16 protein-coding genes are annotated in these 16063 nt (G+C 63.2%); 14 read left to right on the forward strand and 2 right to left on the reverse strand.

Going from position 1 to position 16063, the window contains the following annotated elements; translation table 11 throughout:
- Positions 1-11: 11 nt before the first annotated feature.
- From FFS49_RS16515 to FFS49_RS16575, 13 genes are all read left to right on the forward strand, one after another.
- Entirely contained in the window at positions 12-791 is a 780-nt protein-coding gene (locus tag FFS49_RS16515; protein WP_039351450.1) for an AAA family ATPase, read from the forward strand.
- Between the two features lie 31 nt (positions 792-822).
- Complete coding sequence (locus tag FFS49_RS16520) at positions 823-1716, forward strand: ParB/RepB/Spo0J family partition protein (protein WP_039351447.1); 894 nt, start codon at positions 823-825, stop codon at positions 1714-1716.
- Between the two features lie 10 nt (positions 1717-1726).
- Positions 1727-2857: an SLC13 family permease gene (locus FFS49_RS16525; protein WP_039351445.1), complete on the forward strand. Its 1131-nt coding sequence runs from the start codon at positions 1727-1729 to the stop codon at positions 2855-2857.
- Between the two features lie 568 nt (positions 2858-3425).
- Positions 3426-3950 (forward strand): ATP synthase subunit I, encoded by a 525-nt coding sequence (locus FFS49_RS16530; protein WP_105815454.1) that lies wholly within the window; start codon positions 3426-3428, stop codon positions 3948-3950.
- Between the two features lie 109 nt (positions 3951-4059).
- Entirely contained in the window at positions 4060-4911 is an 852-nt protein-coding gene (atpB, locus tag FFS49_RS16535) for a F0F1 ATP synthase subunit A (protein WP_039351439.1), read from the forward strand.
- A 75-nt stretch (positions 4912-4986) separates the two neighbouring features.
- Positions 4987-5256, forward strand: coding sequence for a F0F1 ATP synthase subunit C (atpE, locus tag FFS49_RS16540; RefSeq protein ID WP_006482730.1), 270 nt, complete (start codon positions 4987-4989; stop codon positions 5254-5256).
- A gap of 129 nt (positions 5257-5385) precedes the next feature.
- Positions 5386-5856, forward strand: a complete 471-nt coding sequence (locus tag FFS49_RS16545; RefSeq protein WP_039351436.1) for a F0F1 ATP synthase subunit B — start codon at positions 5386-5388, stop codon at positions 5854-5856.
- Positions 5857-5858: 2 nt separating this feature from the next.
- Positions 5859-6398, forward strand: coding sequence for a F0F1 ATP synthase subunit delta (locus FFS49_RS16550; protein ID WP_011350524.1), 540 nt, complete (start codon positions 5859-5861; stop codon positions 6396-6398).
- 44 nt (positions 6399-6442) lie between these two features.
- Positions 6443-7984: a F0F1 ATP synthase subunit alpha gene (atpA, locus tag FFS49_RS16555; RefSeq protein ID WP_021160444.1), complete on the forward strand. Its 1542-nt coding sequence runs from the start codon at positions 6443-6445 to the stop codon at positions 7982-7984.
- A gap of 69 nt (positions 7985-8053) precedes the next feature.
- The gene (gene atpG, locus FFS49_RS16560; RefSeq protein WP_039351431.1) at positions 8054-8929 is read left to right on the forward strand and encodes a F0F1 ATP synthase subunit gamma; all 876 of its coding nucleotides are present in this window, start codon (positions 8054-8056) and stop codon (positions 8927-8929) included.
- A 66-nt stretch (positions 8930-8995) separates the two neighbouring features.
- Positions 8996-10390, forward strand: a complete 1395-nt coding sequence (gene atpD / locus FFS49_RS16565) for a F0F1 ATP synthase subunit beta (RefSeq protein WP_011350527.1) — start codon at positions 8996-8998, stop codon at positions 10388-10390.
- 150 nt (positions 10391-10540) lie between these two features.
- Positions 10541-10966: a F0F1 ATP synthase subunit epsilon gene (locus FFS49_RS16570; RefSeq protein ID WP_006477288.1), complete on the forward strand. Its 426-nt coding sequence runs from the start codon at positions 10541-10543 to the stop codon at positions 10964-10966.
- 254 nt (positions 10967-11220) lie between these two features.
- Entirely contained in the window at positions 11221-12948 is a 1728-nt protein-coding gene (locus tag FFS49_RS16575; RefSeq protein WP_105815455.1) for an AMP-binding protein, read from the forward strand.
- Between the two features lie 286 nt (positions 12949-13234).
- Here FFS49_RS16575 and FFS49_RS41995 read toward each other — a convergent pair whose 3' ends face one another.
- On the reverse strand, positions 13235-13390 hold the full coding sequence (locus FFS49_RS41995; protein ID WP_171026772.1) for a hypothetical protein: 156 nt from the start codon (positions 13388-13390) through the stop codon (positions 13235-13237).
- A 280-nt stretch (positions 13391-13670) separates the two neighbouring features.
- Positions 13671-14471: a transporter substrate-binding domain-containing protein gene (locus FFS49_RS16590; protein WP_105815457.1), complete on the reverse strand. Its 801-nt coding sequence runs from the start codon at positions 14469-14471 to the stop codon at positions 13671-13673.
- A gap of 149 nt (positions 14472-14620) precedes the next feature.
- On the opposite strand from FFS49_RS16590, the gene hemE reads away from it, so the two are divergent.
- Positions 14621-15715 carry a uroporphyrinogen decarboxylase gene (gene hemE, locus FFS49_RS16595; protein ID WP_279608507.1) on the forward strand — a complete coding sequence of 365 codons (1095 nt, stop codon included), beginning with the start codon at positions 14621-14623 and terminating at the stop codon, positions 15713-15715.
- Positions 15716-16063: the final 348 nt, after the last annotated feature.

Consider the following 16063-nt stretch of genomic DNA (forward strand, 5'->3'; position numbering starts at 1 on the left):
ACACACCAACGATGGCAAAGATCTTCTGCGTTGCGAACCAGAAGGGGGGCGTCGGCAAGACGACGACATCGGTCAATCTCGCCGCAAGCCTTGCAGCGCAGGAGCAACGAGTCCTGCTGATCGATCTCGACCCGCAGGGTAACGCGACGATGGGCAGCGGAATCGACAAGGCTGCCTGCGAAGCGACCGTGTACGAGGTGCTGGTCGACGGCGTGTCGGTGACCGACGCGCGCATCCGCCCGGACGGCGTCACCTACGATGTGCTGCCTGCGAACCGCGAGCTGTCCGGTGCCGAGATCGAGCTGATCAGCATCGACAACCGCGAGCGCCGGCTGAAAGCTGCGCTCGAGCGCGTGGCCGACGACTACGACTTCGTGCTGATCGACTGTCCGCCGACACTGTCGCTGCTGACGCTGAACGGGCTGTGCGCGGCGCACGGCGTCGTGATTCCGATGCAGTGCGAGTACTTCGCACTGGAAGGGTTGTCGGACCTCGTCAACACGATCAAGCAGGTTCACGCGAACATGAACCGCGACCTGAAGATCATCGGCTTGCTGCGCGTGATGTTCGATCCGCGCATCACGCTGCAGCAGCAAGTCTCCGATCAACTGAAAGCGCACTTCGGCGACAAGGTGTTCGACGCGGTGATTCCGCGTAACGTTCGCCTGGCGGAAGCGCCGAGTTACGGGCTGCCGGGCGTCGTGTTCGACCGCAGCTCGCGTGGTGCGCAAGCGTATCTCCAGTTCGGTGCCGAAATGATCGACCGCGTTCGCGCGTTCGAGGTGTCGTGATCCGGACATGAGCGAAGCGAGGAAGAAAGACATGAACGCGGTACCAAAGAAGAAGGGCTTGGGACGTGGCCTCGAAGCGCTGCTCGGCGGCAGTGCCGATATCACCGAAGCGGTGAAGATCGAAGGGGCACCGAACACGCTCGCGCTCGGCAAGCTGCAGGCAGGCAAGTACCAGCCGCGTACGCGGATGGACGAGGGCAGCCTTCAGGAGCTCGCGGCAAGCATTCGCGCGCAGGGCGTGATGCAGCCGATCCTGGTACGGCCCATTTCGTCAGACAAATACGAGATCATCGCGGGTGAGCGCCGTTTCCGTGCGGCGCGCCTGGCCGGTCTCGATGAAGTGCCGGTGCTCGTGAAGGACGTATCGGATCAGGCCGCCGCGGCGATGGCGCTGATCGAGAACATCCAGCGCGAGGATCTGAACCCGCTTGAAGAAGCCCACGGTATCCAGCGTCTGCTCGACGAGTTCGGTTTCACGCACGAACAGGCGGCCGAATCGGTCGGCCGTTCGCGCAGCGCGGTATCGAACCTGCTGCGCCTGCTGAACCTGGCTTCGCCGGTGCAGACGATGCTGCTGGCCGGTGATCTCGACATGGGGCATGCGCGCGCGCTGCTCGCCGTCGATGCGGCCACGCAGATCACGCTTGCCCATCAGGTCGTCAACAAGCGCATGTCGGTGCGTGAGACCGAGAAGCTCGTCACGCACACGACGAAGGAAGTGCCGGCCGTGAAGGCGCGCGCGAAGGACGATGGCGGTCGCGATACGCGCCGTCTCGAGGAAGAGTTGTCCGACCTGCTTGCGTCAACGGTGAAGATCAAGCTCGGCCGCCGCGGGCGAGGGCAGGTGACGATCGACTTCGGCAACCTCGACGCGCTCGAAGGCATTCTCGCGCGACTGCGCGGCAACGTCGCAACCGAAGAATAAAGGGCGGCGCATGGAGGAGACGGGCGCACCGGCGCCGCGCCGGTGGTTGGGGTGGCTTGCGCAGGAGCCCGTGCTATCGGTGCTCGTGCTTGGGTTGATTGTGCTGCAATGGGTGCGTCCGCAACCATTTTCCGTATTGGCCGATCGCGTCGACTGGCAGACGGTTGCGACGCTTGCGGGCCTGCTGATGCTGACCAAGGCGCTCGAATTGTCCGGCTGCCTGATGTGGCTTGCACACCGCATCGTGCATCACGTGCACTCCGAGCGTGGGCTCGCGATGCTGCTTGTCGGGTTCGCCGCGTTGCTGTCGATGTGGCTCACCAACGACGTCGCGCTGTTCGTCGTCGTGCCGCTGATGGTGTCGTTGCGCGCGCTGACGCCACTGCCGTTCCGGCGGCTCGTGATCGTCGTCGCGCTGGCCGTCAACGCGGGATCCGTCGCGACGCCGCTCGGCAATCCTCAGAATCTCTTCCTGTGGCAATTGAGCGGCGTGTCGTTCGGCCGTTTCGTGGTCACGCTCGGCCCGCTCGCGCTCGCGCTGATGGCGCTGCTGCTCGTGCTGACCGCGTGCGCGTTTCGTGCGAAACCGCTCGACCTGTCCGGCGACGTCGTCGCCGTTCCCGTACAACGCATGCACGCGCTGATCGCGGCAGTGCTGTTCGCGGCATTCGTGCTGCTCGCCGATGCGCACCATCCGCTGCCCGGCCTGCTTGCCGTCGCAATCGTGCTGCTCGTCGTCAAACGTGACGCAGTCCTGAAGATCGACTGGCTGCTGCTGCTGATCTTCGTGCTGATGTTCGTCGTGCTGCGCAGCGCGGCGGCGCTGCCCGTCATCCATGACGCGATTGCGCACGCGAATCTCGATTCACCGCTGCGCATCTTTGCGGCCGGTGCCGTGCTGTCGCAGGGCATCAGCAACGTGCCGGCCGCGATCCTGCTGTCGGAGTTCACGCATGACTGGCGTGCGCTCGCGTTCGGCGTATCGGTCGGCGGATTCGGTTTCGCGATCGGCTCGCTTGCGAACCTGATCGCGGTGCGTCTCGCGAAGGAGCCGCGCATGTGGCTGCCGTTCCACCTGGTCTCGATTCCATTCGCGCTCGCCAGCGCGGCACTTGGCGCGTGGCTGCTCGTTCACGGTTGAGTGATGCCGGTGCGCGTGGCACAGGCGTGCCATTCGGGTGGCGGGGAAGGTGCACAGCATTTGCGCTGGTGCGGGGCTGTTGATAAGTGCCGCAATCCACAGTCGCTCGACTGTGGTGGCACGACAACTGATTGGATAATGCGCTGCGTCAGCGTCGGTCCGGATGTCATGCATCCGGCGTGGCCGGGTGGTCACAGTGTTTCGTCTGCTTGGGGCTTCGTGCTGAGCCCGAGCCTGGAGCCGCGTCACAGCGCGGGTTCTGGGCGGCGGTCGTGACGCCCCGCCGGCGCCCGCGCCGGGCATCGTTTCCTCGCGATTCCCCCGTCGCGGCAATTTTTCGGGCAAGAAATACCGGTGCAAAAAAGCGACCTTACAACTGTCATCGTACGTCGTCGAATCGCAGCTTTTTTCACATGATGAGGCGTCGTTTTACGCAGGTTTTTGTCGCGTCTAAAGCCTTGAATCACTTGCAACTATCGCTTACAATCGCCCGGATTTGTTAGCTAGGCACCCCTGAAAGCTTTCAGAAAGCTTGGGGCCGGGTTCAAGGATTTTGCGGAAGATTGCGATGGCGGGTCAGGCGCCGGACGACAGGCACGATGATCAGCGCACGCAACGCACCGCTTCAGCGGCCGGCGAGCGGCGCGAATTCGATGATGACTGGGATGCCGAGCAGCAAGATAACAACATCGTTCCGCTCACACGGGCAGAAGCCGAAAAGCTGTTCGGCCCGAACGTGAGCAAGCCCTCGCGCGTGACCCCTCATAAGGTGGTATTCGCGCAAGTGGTTCTGTCCCTGGTTGCAACGCTGGCGTGGTGGCTGTTTTCGAAGTCGCCGGGCGCCGCTGCGCAATCCGCGTTTCTGGGCGGAGCGATTGGCTGGGTGCCCAGTGCGGTATTCGTGGCACGACTGAAGGCAGGTGGCTCGGCCACCGTGATGAGCTGGGTGATGGGCGAAGCCCTGAAACTCGCTCTGACGATCGGGATGTTCGCAGCAGTGGCGTTCGGCTGGTCCGGCGTGCACTGGGTGCCGTTCCTCGTCACGTACCTCGTCGTGCTGAAAACGTACTGGATCGCGCTGGCCTGGCGGTAAGGAACAAGCAGCGTGCGGTTTCGACAACGAACCGCACCGGCCCGTTCCCGCAATAGCGTGTTGCGGAACTGGCAAAACGATTTTCGACAATTTGGGTGGCATTAACGATATGGCAGCTAGCGAAGGCACGCGCGGTCCGGATCCGTCCGAGTACATTGCGCACCACTTGCAGAATTTCTCCACCTCGCATCAGACGTCGATTTTCGACATCCACGTCTGGAATCTCGACACGCTGTTCTGGTCGATCGTTTGCGGCATCGTGACGATCCTCCTGCTGCGTCTGGCTGCCCGCAAGGCGACGTCGGGCGTGCCGGGCCGTTTCCAGTGCGCGATCGAGATGCTCGTCGAGATGGTCGAAGACCAATCGAAGGCCATCGTTCACGGCAATCGTACCTTCATCGCTCCGCTCGCGCTCACGGTGTTCGTGTGGGTCGCGCTGATGAACTCCCTCGACTTCCTCCCCGTCGACCTGCCGGGCCGCGTGATCGGCCTGCTCGGTCTGTCGGACGTGATTTCCCACCATCGCATCGTCCCGACGGCCGACCTGAACGGCACGCTCGGCATCGCGCTCGGCGTGTTCGTCCTGATGATCTACTACAGCATCAAGATCAAGGGCGCGGGCGGCTTTGTGCATGAGCTGCTGTCGGCACCGTTTGGCGCCCACCCGCTGCTGTGGATCCCGAACCTCGCGCTCAACATCGTCGAATACCTCGCGAAGACCGTCTCCCTCGGTATGCGGTTGTTCGGCAACATGTACGCGGGTGAGCTGTTGTTCCTGTTGATCGCCCTGCTCGGCAGCATGTGGAGCTTCGGTGGCGACGCAACGTTCCTCGGCTTCGTTGGTCACGTGATCGCGGGTAGCGTCTGGGCAATCTTCCACATCCTGATTGTTCTGTTGCAGGCATTCATTTTCATGATGCTGACGCTGGTGTATCTCGGCCAAGCGCACGACAAGCACTAAGCGCGGCGTGCAAGAAAGAGTTTCCGTTTTAGTTTTTTAAATCTCAGTTCCAAGTCTTTTCACAAAGGAGTGATCATGCAAGCTTACATCGCCAACATCCAAGGTCTGACCGCCATCGGTATCGGCATCATCATCGGCCTGGGTGCAATCGGCGCCTGTATCGGTATCGCGCTGATGGGTGGTAAGTACATCGAAGCCTGCGCACGTCAGCCGGAACTCATCAACCCGCTGCAAACGAAGATGTTCCTGCTGGCTGGTCTGATCGACGCGGCATTCCTGATCGGCGTGGGTGTTGCAATGCTGTTCGCGTTCGCGAACCCGCTCCTGTCGAAGCTCGCAGGCTAAGGTTCCTCGGAAATTTGCGTCCGGCGCAAGCCGGCGCAGGGCGGAACGGAGACTTGGGGCGCTGATCGAATGCAACTCGATGAGCGCCTTACCGTTTCATTTTTCCGGAATAGCAGATAAGGAAACACCGTGAATCTCAACGCAACTCTGTTTGCGCAAATGGTCGTGTTCCTGGTCCTCGCGTGGTTCACGATGAAATTCGTGTGGCCGCCGTTGATCAACGCCCTCGACGAACGTTCGAAGAAGATCGCCGACGGCCTCGCCGCCGCCGAGAAGGGCAAGGCAGAACTCGACGCAGCGCACAAGCGCGTGGACCAGGAACTCGCGCAGGCCCGCAATGACGGCCAGCAGCGCATCGCCGACGCTGAAAAGCGTGCCCAGGCGGTCGCCGAGGAAATCAAGGCCAACGCCCAGGCTGAAGCCGCCCGCATCATCGCCCAGGCGAAGGCGGAAGCAGAACAGCAAATCGTGAAGGCGCGCGAAGCGCTGCGTGGCGAAGTCGCTACGCTGGCCGTGAAGGGCGCCGAGCAGATCCTGAAGCGCGAAGTCGATCAAACGGCCCACGCCCAACTGCTGAATCAACTGAAAGCCGAGCTCTGATCATGGCCGAACTTGCAACCATCGCCCGCCCTTACGCAGAAGCGCTGTTCCGCGTGGCCGAGGGCGGTGACATCGCCGCCTGGTCCACGCTCGTGCAAGAGCTGGCCCAGGTTGCGCGTCTGCCGGAAGTCCTGTCGGTCGCGTCGAGCCCGAAGGTGACGCGCACGCAAGTAGCCGAGTTGCTGCTTGCTGCGGTGAAGTCGCCGCTCGGAGCTGGCGCCGAAGCGAAGAACTTCGTGCAGATGCTGGTCGACAATCATCGCATCGCGCTGCTGCCGGAAATTGCCGAGCAGTTCGAGGCGCTCAAGAACGAACGTGAAGGTGCAGCCGACGCCGAGATCGTGAGCGCGTTCCCGCTGAACGGCGCGGATCTCGAGAGTCTCGTCTCGGGCCTCGAACGCAAGTTCAAGCGCAAGCTGAAACCGACGGTCGCAGTCGATTCGTCGCTGATCGGCGGCGTGCGCGTGACGGTCGGCGACGAAGTGCTCGACACCTCGGTTCGCGCGCGCCTCGCATCGATGCAGGCTGCGTTGACCGCCTGAGCGCCACGCCGGCACGCAACAGAATTGACTATCAGGAGCGAATAATGCAACTCAATCCCTCTGAGATCAGCGAGCTGATCAAGAGCCGGATCCAGGGCCTTGAAGCGAGCGCAGACGTTCGCAACCAGGGCACCGTGATCTCCGTGACCGACGGTATCGTGCGTATCCACGGCCTGTCGGACGTGATGCAGGGCGAAATGCTCGAGTTTCCGGGCAACACGTTCGGCCTCGCGCTGAACCTCGAGCGCGACTCGGTCGGCGCGGTGATTCTCGGCGAATACGAACACATCTCGGAAGGCGACATCGTCAAGACGACGGGTCGCATTCTCGAAGTCCCGGTTGGCCCGGAACTCGTCGGCCGCGTGGTCGACGCGCTCGGCAACCCGATCGACGGCAAGGGCCCGGTCAACGCGAAGCTGACCGACGCGATCGAAAAGATCGCCCCGGGCGTGATCTGGCGTAAGTCGGTGTCGCAGCCGGTGCAGACGGGCATCAAGTCGATCGACGCAATGGTGCCGATCGGCCGTGGCCAGCGTGAGCTGATCATCGGCGACCGTCAGTGCGGCAAGACCGCGGTGGCGCTCGACGCGATCATCAACCAGAAGGGCAAGGACCTGATCTGTATCTACGTCGCGATCGGCCAGAAGGCTTCGTCGATCATGAACGTGGTTCGCAAGCTCGAAGAAACGGGCGCGATGGAATACACGATCGTCGTCGCCGCTTCGGCTTCGGATTCGGCCGCGATGCAGTACCTCGCACCGTACGCCGGCTGCACGATGGGCGAATACTTCCGCGACCGCGGTCAAGATGCGCTGATCATCTATGACGACTTGACCAAGCAAGCGTGGGCATACCGTCAGATCTCGCTGCTGCTGCGCCGCCCGCCGGGCCGTGAAGCGTACCCGGGTGACGTGTTCTATCTCCACTCGCGTCTGCTCGAGCGTGCTGCTCGCGTGTCGGAAGAGTACGTCGAGAAGTTCACGAACGGCGAAGTGAAGGGCAAGAGCGGTTCGCTGACGGCACTGCCGGTCATCGAAACGCAGGCGGGCGACGTGACCGCGTTCGTTCCGACGAACGTGATCTCGATTACCGACGGCCAGATCTTCCTGGAAACCGACCTGTTCAACGCAGGCATCCGCCCGGCAATCAACGCCGGCGTGTCGGTGTCGCGAGTCGGTGGCGCCGCTCAGACGAAGGTCGTGAAGAAGCTGTCGGGCGGTATCCGTACCGACCTCGCGCAGTACCGTGAACTGGCCGCATTCGCGCAGTTCGCATCGGACCTCGACGAAGCGACCCGCAAGCAGCTCGAGCGCGGCCGCCGCGTGACGGAACTGCTGAAGCAGCCGCAGTACCAGCCGCTGCAGGTGTGGGAACTGGCCGTGTCGCTGTACGCCGCAAACAACGGCTACCTCGACGACCTCGACGTCAAGCAAGTGCTGTCGTTCGAGAAGGGCCTGCGCGAAAACCTGAAGACCAGCCACGCTGACCTCATCAAGCGCATCGAAGACACCAAGGATCTCTCGAAGGACGACGAAGGCGCACTGCGCTCGGCGATCGAATCCTTCAAGAAGTCCGGTGCCTATTGATCCGCGAGTGACACACTGAGGCCGCGCGGGTGCTGATGCGCCCGCGCTGCTTCGGTCAAGGAGCAAGCTATGGCTGGAATGAAGGAAATTCGCGGCAAGATCAAGAGCGTGCAGAACACGCGCAAGATCACGAAGGCGATGGAGATGGTGGCCGCATCGAAGATGCGCCGCGCGCAGGAACGCATGCGCGCCGCTCGTCCGTATGCGGACAAGGTCCGTGCCATCGCCGCGCACATGAGCCGCGCGAACCCCGAGTACCGCCACCCGTTCATGGTGGCGAACGAAGGCGCGCAGACGGCCGGCATCATCCTCGTCACGACGGACAAGGGGCTGTGCGGCGGTCTGAACACCAACGTGCTGCGTGCGACGGTGCAGAAGTTCAAGGAGCTGGAAGAGAAGGGCCAGAAGGTCGAAGCCACCGCGATCGGTAGCAAGGGCCTCGGGTTCCTGAACCGCTTCGGCGCGAAGGTGATGTCGCAGGTCGTGCACCTCGGCGACACCCCGCACCTGGACAAGCTGATCGGCGCCGTGAAGACGCAGCTCGATCTGTACTCGGAAGGCAAGCTGTCGGCGGTTTATATCGCTTACACGCGCTTCGTCAACACGATGAAGCAGGAAGCCGTGATCGAGCAGTTGCTGCCGCTGTCGTCGGAACACTTCGAAGCCGATGACGGTACGCCGGCCACGTCGTGGGACTACATCTACGAGCCGGACGCGCAGGCAGTCGTCGACGAACTGCTCGTGCGTTACGTCGAGGCGCTGGTGTACCAGGCCGTCGCGGAAAACATGGCGTCCGAGCAATCGGCGCGCATGGTCGCGATGAAGGCCGCGTCCGACAACGCGAAGACGGTGATCAGCGAACTGCAGCTCGTGTACAACAAGAGCCGTCAGGCCGCGATCACGAAAGAACTGTCGGAGATCGTCGGCGGCGCAGCCGCTGTTTAAGCGCGCGCCCGGGACGACAACTGCGCCTTTGCGCGAGTAAAGAATCAGGTATTTAAAGGAAAAGCGATGAGTACTGCTGCTTTGGTAGAAGGCAAGATCGTACAGTGCATCGGCGCCGTTATCGACGTGGAATTCCCGCGCGACAGCATGCCGAAGATCTACGACGCGCTTATTCTCGATGGCTCGGAACTGACGCTCGAAGTCCAGCAACAGCTGGGCGACGGCGTGGTCCGTACCATTTGTCTGGGTGCATCCGACGGCCTGCGCCGCGGCCTGACCGTGAAAAACACGGCAAAGCCGATCTCGGTGCCGGTCGGCAAGCCGACCCTCGGCCGAATCATGGACGTGCTCGGCCGTCCGATCGACGAAGCCGGCCCGATCGAAAGCGAAACGACGCGTTCGATCCACCAGAAGGCTCCGGCGTTCGACGAACTGTCGCCGTCGACCGAACTGCTCGAAACGGGTATCAAGGTCATCGACCTGATCTGCCCGTTCGCAAAGGGCGGCAAGGTTGGCCTGTTCGGCGGTGCTGGCGTGGGCAAGACCGTCAACATGATGGAGCTCATCAACAACATCGCGAAGGAACACGGCGGTTACTCCGTGTTCGCGGGCGTGGGCGAGCGTACCCGTGAAGGGAACGACTTCTACCACGAAATGAAGGACTCGAACGTTCTCGACAAGGTCGCGCTGGTGTACGGCCAGATGAACGAGCCGCCGGGCAACCGTCTGCGCGTCGCGCTGACCGGCCTGACGATGGCCGAGCACTTCCGTGACGAAGGCCTCGACGTGCTGTTCTTCGTCGACAACATCTACCGTTTCACGCTGGCCGGTACCGAAGTGTCGGCACTGCTTGGCCGTATGCCGTCGGCAGTGGGCTATCAGCCGACGCTGGCTGAAGAAATGGGCAAGCTGCAAGAGCGCATCACGTCGACCAAGAAGGGCTCGATTACGTCGGTCCAGGCCGTGTACGTCCCTGCGGACGACTTGACCGACCCGTCGCCGGCTACGACCTTCGGCCACCTGGACGCAACCGTCGTTCTGTCGCGTGACATCGCTTCGCTGGGTATCTACCCGGCGGTCGACCCGCTCGACTCGACGTCGCGCCAGATCGACCCGAACGTGATCGGTGAAGAGCACTACTCGATCACCCGTCGCGTTCAGCAGACGCTGCAGCGCTACAAGGAACTGCGCGACATCATCGCGATTCTGGGTATGGACGAACTGTCGCCGGAAGACAAGCTGTCGGTCGCGCGCGCTCGTAAGATCCAGCGTTTCCTGTCGCAGCCGTTCCACGTTGCTGAAGTGTTCACGGGCTCGCCGGGCAAGTACGTGCCGCTGAAGGAAACGATCCGCGGCTTCAAGATGATCGTCGACGGCGAGTGCGACCACCTGCCGGAACAGGCGTTCTACATGGTCGGCACGATCGACGAGGCCTTCGAAAAGGCCAAGAAGATCTCGTAAGGATCGGGTGAGTCGCACGGCGCGTTCTAGTCGGGATTGGCAGTCGGACTGACAATCCCGGCCGGTCGCGCCGACCGCAACACGCTCAATCCGCCGTGCATGGGATCGGCGCAGGCGCGCAAGTGCCCGCTCCGATCGACAGGAGTCGATATGGCAACCATCAAAGTAGACGTCGTCAGCGCGGAAGAGCAGATCTTCTCGGGCGAGGCGAAATTCGTCGCGCTGCCGGGCGAAACGGGTGAGCTGGGCATTCTGCCGGGCCACACGCCGCTGATCACGCGGATTCGTCCGGGTGCGGTGCGCATCGAAGTCGAGGGCGGCAACGACGAATTCGTGTTCGTCGCGGGCGGCATTCTCGAAGTGCAGCCGGGCGCCGTGACGGTGCTCGCCGATACCGCGATCCGCGGCAAGGACCTCGACGCGGCGAAAGCCGAGGAAGCACGCAAGCGTGCCGAGGAAACGCTGCAGAACGCGAAGTCGGATCTCGACCTCGCGAAGGCGCAATCCGAGCTCGCGACCGCGATGGCGCAGCTCGAGGCGATCCAGCGTCTGGCGAAGATCCGCAGCCGGCACTGAGCCGCGCCGCGTATCCCGCGAAAGAAAGCAGCCTTCGGGCTGCTTTTTTTTCGCCCTCCGCTTTCGTCTGTTTTTTTGCGGGCCGGATCATTTCGTCCGGTCGTGCTATTTCATCCGTCCGCCGCGATTTGCTGTCAGAGTATCGTCAGCCGCGCGCGTCATCATCCGTGTCGAGGCCGTCCGTCGCGAATGCGCGGCGGAGGCGGGCGCCGCAAGCGCGCAGGCCGACCAGACAAAAAAGGACGGAGACATTCATGGCAGCAGACCTTGGCGTGGGCGCGCTGATCTCGCCCGAAAACGGCTTGTCGTACGTACGTGGCACAACCGACGTGCCGCTCTCCGAAGCGACGATCGGCCGGTTCCTGCTCGACACGGCCGGGCGCTTTCCCGATCGCCCGGCCGTCGTGTTCCGCGAGCAGCGGGTGCGCTGGACCTGGCGCGAGTTCGCGAACGAAGTCGACGTGCTCGCGTCCGGCCTGGCTTCGCTCGGCATCGTGAAGGGCGATCGCGTCGGCATCTGGTCGCCGAACCGCAGCGAATGGCTGCTCACGCAGTTCGCGACCGCGCGGATCGGCGCGGTGCTCGTCAACATCAATCCGGCCTACCGGCTGTCGGAACTCGAATACGCGCTGAACAAGGTCGGTTGCAAGGCGGTGATCGCCGCCGAACGCTTCAAGACGTCCGCGTATGTCGAGATGCTGCAGACCATCGCGCCGGAACTCGCGACCGCGACGCCGGGCGACCTGCATGCGGCTCGCGTGCCGAGCCTGCGCACGGTCGTGTCGATGGGCGACGTCGCGCCGGCCGGCATGTTCCGCTTCGCGGACCTGATGGCGCGCGGCCGCCAGGCCGTCGATCCCGCATTGCTCGATGCGCTCGGCGCGACGCTCGAGGCCAACGAGCCGATCAACATCCAGTTCACGAGCGGCACGACGGGCAGCCCGAAGGGCGCGACGCTCACGCACCGCAACGTCGTCAACAACGGGCGCTCGATCGCGACGGCGATGCGTTTCACCGAGCACGACACGTTGTGCATTCCGGTGCCGCTGTATCACTGCTTCGGGATGGTGCTCGCCGTGCTCGCGTGCGTGTCGAAGGGCGCGGCGATGGTGTTCCCCGGCGAAGCGTTCGACCCGGTCGCCACGCTCGCGGCGGTGGCGGAGGAGCGCTGCACCGCGCTGCATGGCGTGCCGACGATGTTCATCGCCGAGCTCGATCACCCCGAGTTCGCGAAATTCGACCTGTCGACGCTGCGCACCGGGATCATGGCCGGCTCGCCGTGCCCGATCGAGACGATGAAGCGCGTCGTGTCGCAGATGCACCTGTCGGAGATCACGATCGCGTACGGGATGACGGAAACGAGCCCGGTTTCGTTCCAGAGTTCGACCGACGATCCGCTCGAGAAGCGTACGACGACGGTCGGGCGCATTCAGCCGCACCTGGAAGTGAAGATCGTCGATCCGAGCGGCGGCATCGTGCCGGTCGGCACGACGGGCGAGCTGTGCACGAAGGGCTATTCGGTGATGCTCGGCTACTGGGACGACGATGCGAAGACGCGCGAGGTGCTGGTGGACGGCTGGATGCATACGGGCGACCTCGCGACGCTCGATGCGGACGGCTACTGCAACATCGTCGGCCGGCTCAAGGACATGGTGATTCGCGGCGGCGAGAACGTCTATCCGCGCGAGATTGAGGAATTCCTGTTTCGGCATCCGAAGATCCAGAGCGCGCAGGTATTCGGCGTGCCCGATGCGAAGTACGGCGAGGAGCTGTGCGCGTGGATCGTGCTGCGCGCGGACGAGCAGATGACCGAAGACGACGTGCGCGCGTTCTGCAACGGGCAGATCGCGCACTACAAGATCCCGCGCTACATCCGCTTCGTCGACGAGCTGCCGATGACGGTGACGGGCAAGGTGCAGAAGTTCGTGATGCGCGACCGGATGATCGAGGAGCTGAAGCTCGACGTGCAGAAGACCGCGTAGCGCGGCGTGAAGGCGGGAAAAACGCGGCGGCCTGCGGGCCGTTGCGTTTTCGATGGACGAAAAAAAGCGGGCTTATTAGCCCGCTAAAAACCACACGCTACGGGGTTAGCGCGAGGAGACCAAAGATGAAACCGAGTCCGGCGGGGGGCCGGAAACGACTCCAACAGGGATGCCCCTCGGAAGGGCTTCGGTACGTGACCGACTGGCTCGCAGCGCTTCGCGTCCGCTCACACTTGGCACACGAGACCGCATCCGTGTTGAAACCGTTGAGGCCATTGTGGGCGAATTAATGACCCCTCGCGGTAACAAAGTGTTTCAGGTTGTAACGCCCGCCAGATAAGGCTTTCCGGGATTTTTTGCTGTTTTTGAGGGCCTGAAAAAGGTCATTTTTACCCATATTTTCCGCAGCGTTTTCAGCGCATGCGCGCAATGCGTTTTTCATGCGTATCAGGCTCGACGAATTGCCGATTTGCACGCGAGAAAATGCGTCTTTCGGCCGATACCACGCATGACGATTCATTCGTCAGAAAGATTTTGAAACGTGATTGGCATGCGCGGAAGTCGGCCGTTCGGCCAATTCGTTCGCGTCGGGCCAATTTCCCGGGTGTCGGCGCGCGGCACCGAAGTGTAACGACGGTGATCGGGCCACCGCCGCGCAGCGACTTTTGCGGGCAGCGGATGCGGGGTCGGTGCCCGCTACCGGCCGCCACGCACGAGCCTGCTTACTTCAGCCACTTATCCGAAATCGCCTGGTATTCGCCGGTCGACAGCGCGAGATGCAGCCACTGATCGACGTACTGCTGGAACGCGACGTCGCCGCGCGGCACCATGTACGCCTTCTCGCCGAACTGGAACGGCTTGTCCGGATGCACCGAGCACAGGCCCGGATTCAGCTTTTGCTGCAGCAGCGTCTCGGACGCATCCGTCACCATCACGTCCGCCTTGCCGGCGAGGATCTGCTTGAAGATCGTTACGTTGTCCGGATAGACGGTGAGGTTCGCGTGCGTGAAATACTGCTTCGCGAAACGCTCGTTGGTGCCGCCCGGGTTCACGATCACGCGCGTTTCCGGCCGGTCGATCTGCGTGACGCTCTGGTATTTGTCGGCGTCCGCGCAGCGCACGATCGGCGTCTTGCCGTCGACCACGTACGGCTGCGTGAAGAACACGCGCTTCTGGCGCTCGAGCGTCGTCGATACGCCGCCCACCGCGATGTCGCATTTCGCGACGAAATCGCCGGTCAGGTTCGGCCAGCTCGTCTTCACGTAGTCGGTCTTCACGCCGAGCGACTTCGCGAGCGATTCGGCCATGTCGATGTCGATGCCCTCGAAGCGGCCGTCCGCGCGGTAGTACGAATACGGCTTGTAGTCGCCCGTCGTGCACACGCGCAGCGTGCCGCGCGCGAGCACGTCGTCGAGCCGCGAGCCGGCGCCCGGTGCGGTAGCAGCAGCGCCCGCGCCGGTCTGCGCGTGCGCGGCGGCGCAGCAAAGCAATGCGGTGGCGGCGAGCGTGGCGAATGTCTTCATCGGTCTCCTCCTTCGTTTCGTTCGATATGAGCGTCCGATCATAACGGAGCCATCGCGCGCGTCATATGGCCGCCATCGCGTCGGCATGCGCAGCCCGACGGCGGCTGTCCGGTAAAATGCCGCTTTGCTCTCGCATCGTCGCTCCTACCGTGGCCCATACCCTGCTCAACGACACCTTCCTGCGTGCGCTTCTGCGCGAGCCGACCGACTACACGCCGATCTGGCTGATGCGCCAGGCCGGCCGCTACCTGCCCGAATACAATGCGACGCGCGCACGCGCCGGCAGCTTCCTCGGTCTCGCGAAGAATCCCGACTACGCGACCGAAGTGACGCTGCAGCCGCTCGAGCGCTTTCCGCTCGACGCCGCGATCCTGTTCTCGGACATCCTGACGATTCCCGATGCGATGGGGCTCGGCCTCGACTTCCAGGTCGGCGAAGGGCCGAAGTTCGCGCATCCGGTGCGCACCGAGGCCGACGTCGCGAAGCTCGCGGTGCCGGACATCGAAGCAACGCTCGGCTACGTGACGGGCGCCGTGCGCGAAATCCGTCGCGCGCTCACCGACGGCCAGGGCCGCCAGCGCGTGCCGCTGATCGGCTTTTCGGGCAGCCCGTGGACGCTCGCGTGCTACATGGTCGAAGGCGGCGGGTCGGACGATTTCCGCACGGTGAAGTCGATGGCGTATTCGCGCCCCGACCTGATGCACCGGATCCTCGACGTGAACGCGCAGGCGGTGGCCGCGTACCTGAACGCGCAGATCGAAGCGGGCGCCCAGGCCGTGATGATCTTCGATACATGGGGCGGCGCGCTGGCGGACGGCGCGTACCAGCGCTTCTCGTTGGACTACATCCGCCGCGTGGTGTCGCAGCTCAAGCGCGAGCACGACGGCGAGCGCGTGCCGGTGATCACGTTCACGAAGGGCGGCGGGCTGTGGCTCGAGGAGATCGCGGCAACCGGCGTCGATGCGGTCGGGCTCGACTGGACGGTCAACCTCGGCAAGGCACGCGAGCGCGTCGCGGGCAAGGTCGCGCTGCAGGGCAACCTCGACCCGACGATCCTGTTTGCGCCGCCGGCCGCGGTGCGTGAGCAGGCGCGCGCGGTGCTCGACAGCTATGGCAACCATCCGGGCCACGTGTTCAACCTCGGGCACGGTATTTCGCAATTCACGTCGCCCGATCACGTTGCCGAACTCGTCGACGAAGTGCATAGCCACAGCCGCGCGATCCGTAGCGCAGCCGCCGGCTGAACGCAAGCGCTGTCATGCTGCACTGCGGCGTGACTGCGTTTCGTTACCGGCACTAAACAGGGCGCAACCCCGCACCGGTTGCCGATTCAGTGCTTGTCAAGACTTGACTTATACACATTTTCCACGTTGCAGCGCGGTAGAGCCCTGTATCGGTCAATTTGTCTCGCTATGGTTCGGTAATTTGAATAGCAGCCTTATGGAATAAGGCTCCGCGGGGCACCGCTACAAGCGGCGAAAATCAGCGCAAAGCGCGGCCCCGCGCGCGTTGCGGCCATCGAGCGGCGAGTTCTCAACAAAGTTATCCACAGGCTGGCCAGGGTATACGGCGATTCCTAATGCGAATCCAAA

The organism is Burkholderia sp. 4NA327C6, assembly GCF_005502655.1.
Lineage (GTDB): Bacteria > Pseudomonadota > Gammaproteobacteria > Burkholderiales > Burkholderiaceae > Burkholderia > Burkholderia contaminans.

Excerpts from the sequence above, each read along its gene's own strand:
- FFS49_RS16515 (WP_039351450.1), top strand. The coding sequence starts at position 12 with ATGGCAAAGATCTTCTGCGTTGCGAACCAGAAGGGGGGCGTCGGCAAG.
- FFS49_RS16520 (WP_039351447.1), top strand. The coding sequence starts at position 823 with ATGAACGCGGTACCAAAGAAGAAGGGCTTGGGACGTGGCCTCGAAGCG.
- FFS49_RS16525 (WP_039351445.1), top strand. The coding sequence starts at position 1,727 with ATGGAGGAGACGGGCGCACCGGCGCCGCGCCGGTGGTTGGGGTGGCTT.
- FFS49_RS16530 (WP_105815454.1), top strand. The coding sequence starts at position 3,426 with ATGGCGGGTCAGGCGCCGGACGACAGGCACGATGATCAGCGCACGCAA.
- atpB (WP_039351439.1), top strand. The coding sequence starts at position 4,060 with ATGGCAGCTAGCGAAGGCACGCGCGGTCCGGATCCGTCCGAGTACATT.
- atpE (WP_006482730.1), top strand. The coding sequence starts at position 4,987 with ATGCAAGCTTACATCGCCAACATCCAAGGTCTGACCGCCATCGGTATC.
- FFS49_RS16550 (WP_011350524.1), top strand. The coding sequence starts at position 5,859 with ATGGCCGAACTTGCAACCATCGCCCGCCCTTACGCAGAAGCGCTGTTC.
- atpA (WP_021160444.1), top strand. The coding sequence starts at position 6,443 with ATGCAACTCAATCCCTCTGAGATCAGCGAGCTGATCAAGAGCCGGATC.
- atpG (WP_039351431.1), top strand. The coding sequence starts at position 8,054 with ATGGCTGGAATGAAGGAAATTCGCGGCAAGATCAAGAGCGTGCAGAAC.
- atpD (WP_011350527.1), top strand. The coding sequence starts at position 8,996 with ATGAGTACTGCTGCTTTGGTAGAAGGCAAGATCGTACAGTGCATCGGC.
- FFS49_RS16570 (WP_006477288.1), top strand. The coding sequence starts at position 10,541 with ATGGCAACCATCAAAGTAGACGTCGTCAGCGCGGAAGAGCAGATCTTC.
- FFS49_RS16575 (WP_105815455.1), top strand. The coding sequence starts at position 11,221 with ATGGCAGCAGACCTTGGCGTGGGCGCGCTGATCTCGCCCGAAAACGGC.
- FFS49_RS41995 (WP_171026772.1), bottom strand. The coding sequence starts at position 13,390 with ATGAAAAACGCATTGCGCGCATGCGCTGAAAACGCTGCGGAAAATATG.
- FFS49_RS16590 (WP_105815457.1), bottom strand. The coding sequence starts at position 14,471 with ATGAAGACATTCGCCACGCTCGCCGCCACCGCATTGCTTTGCTGCGCC.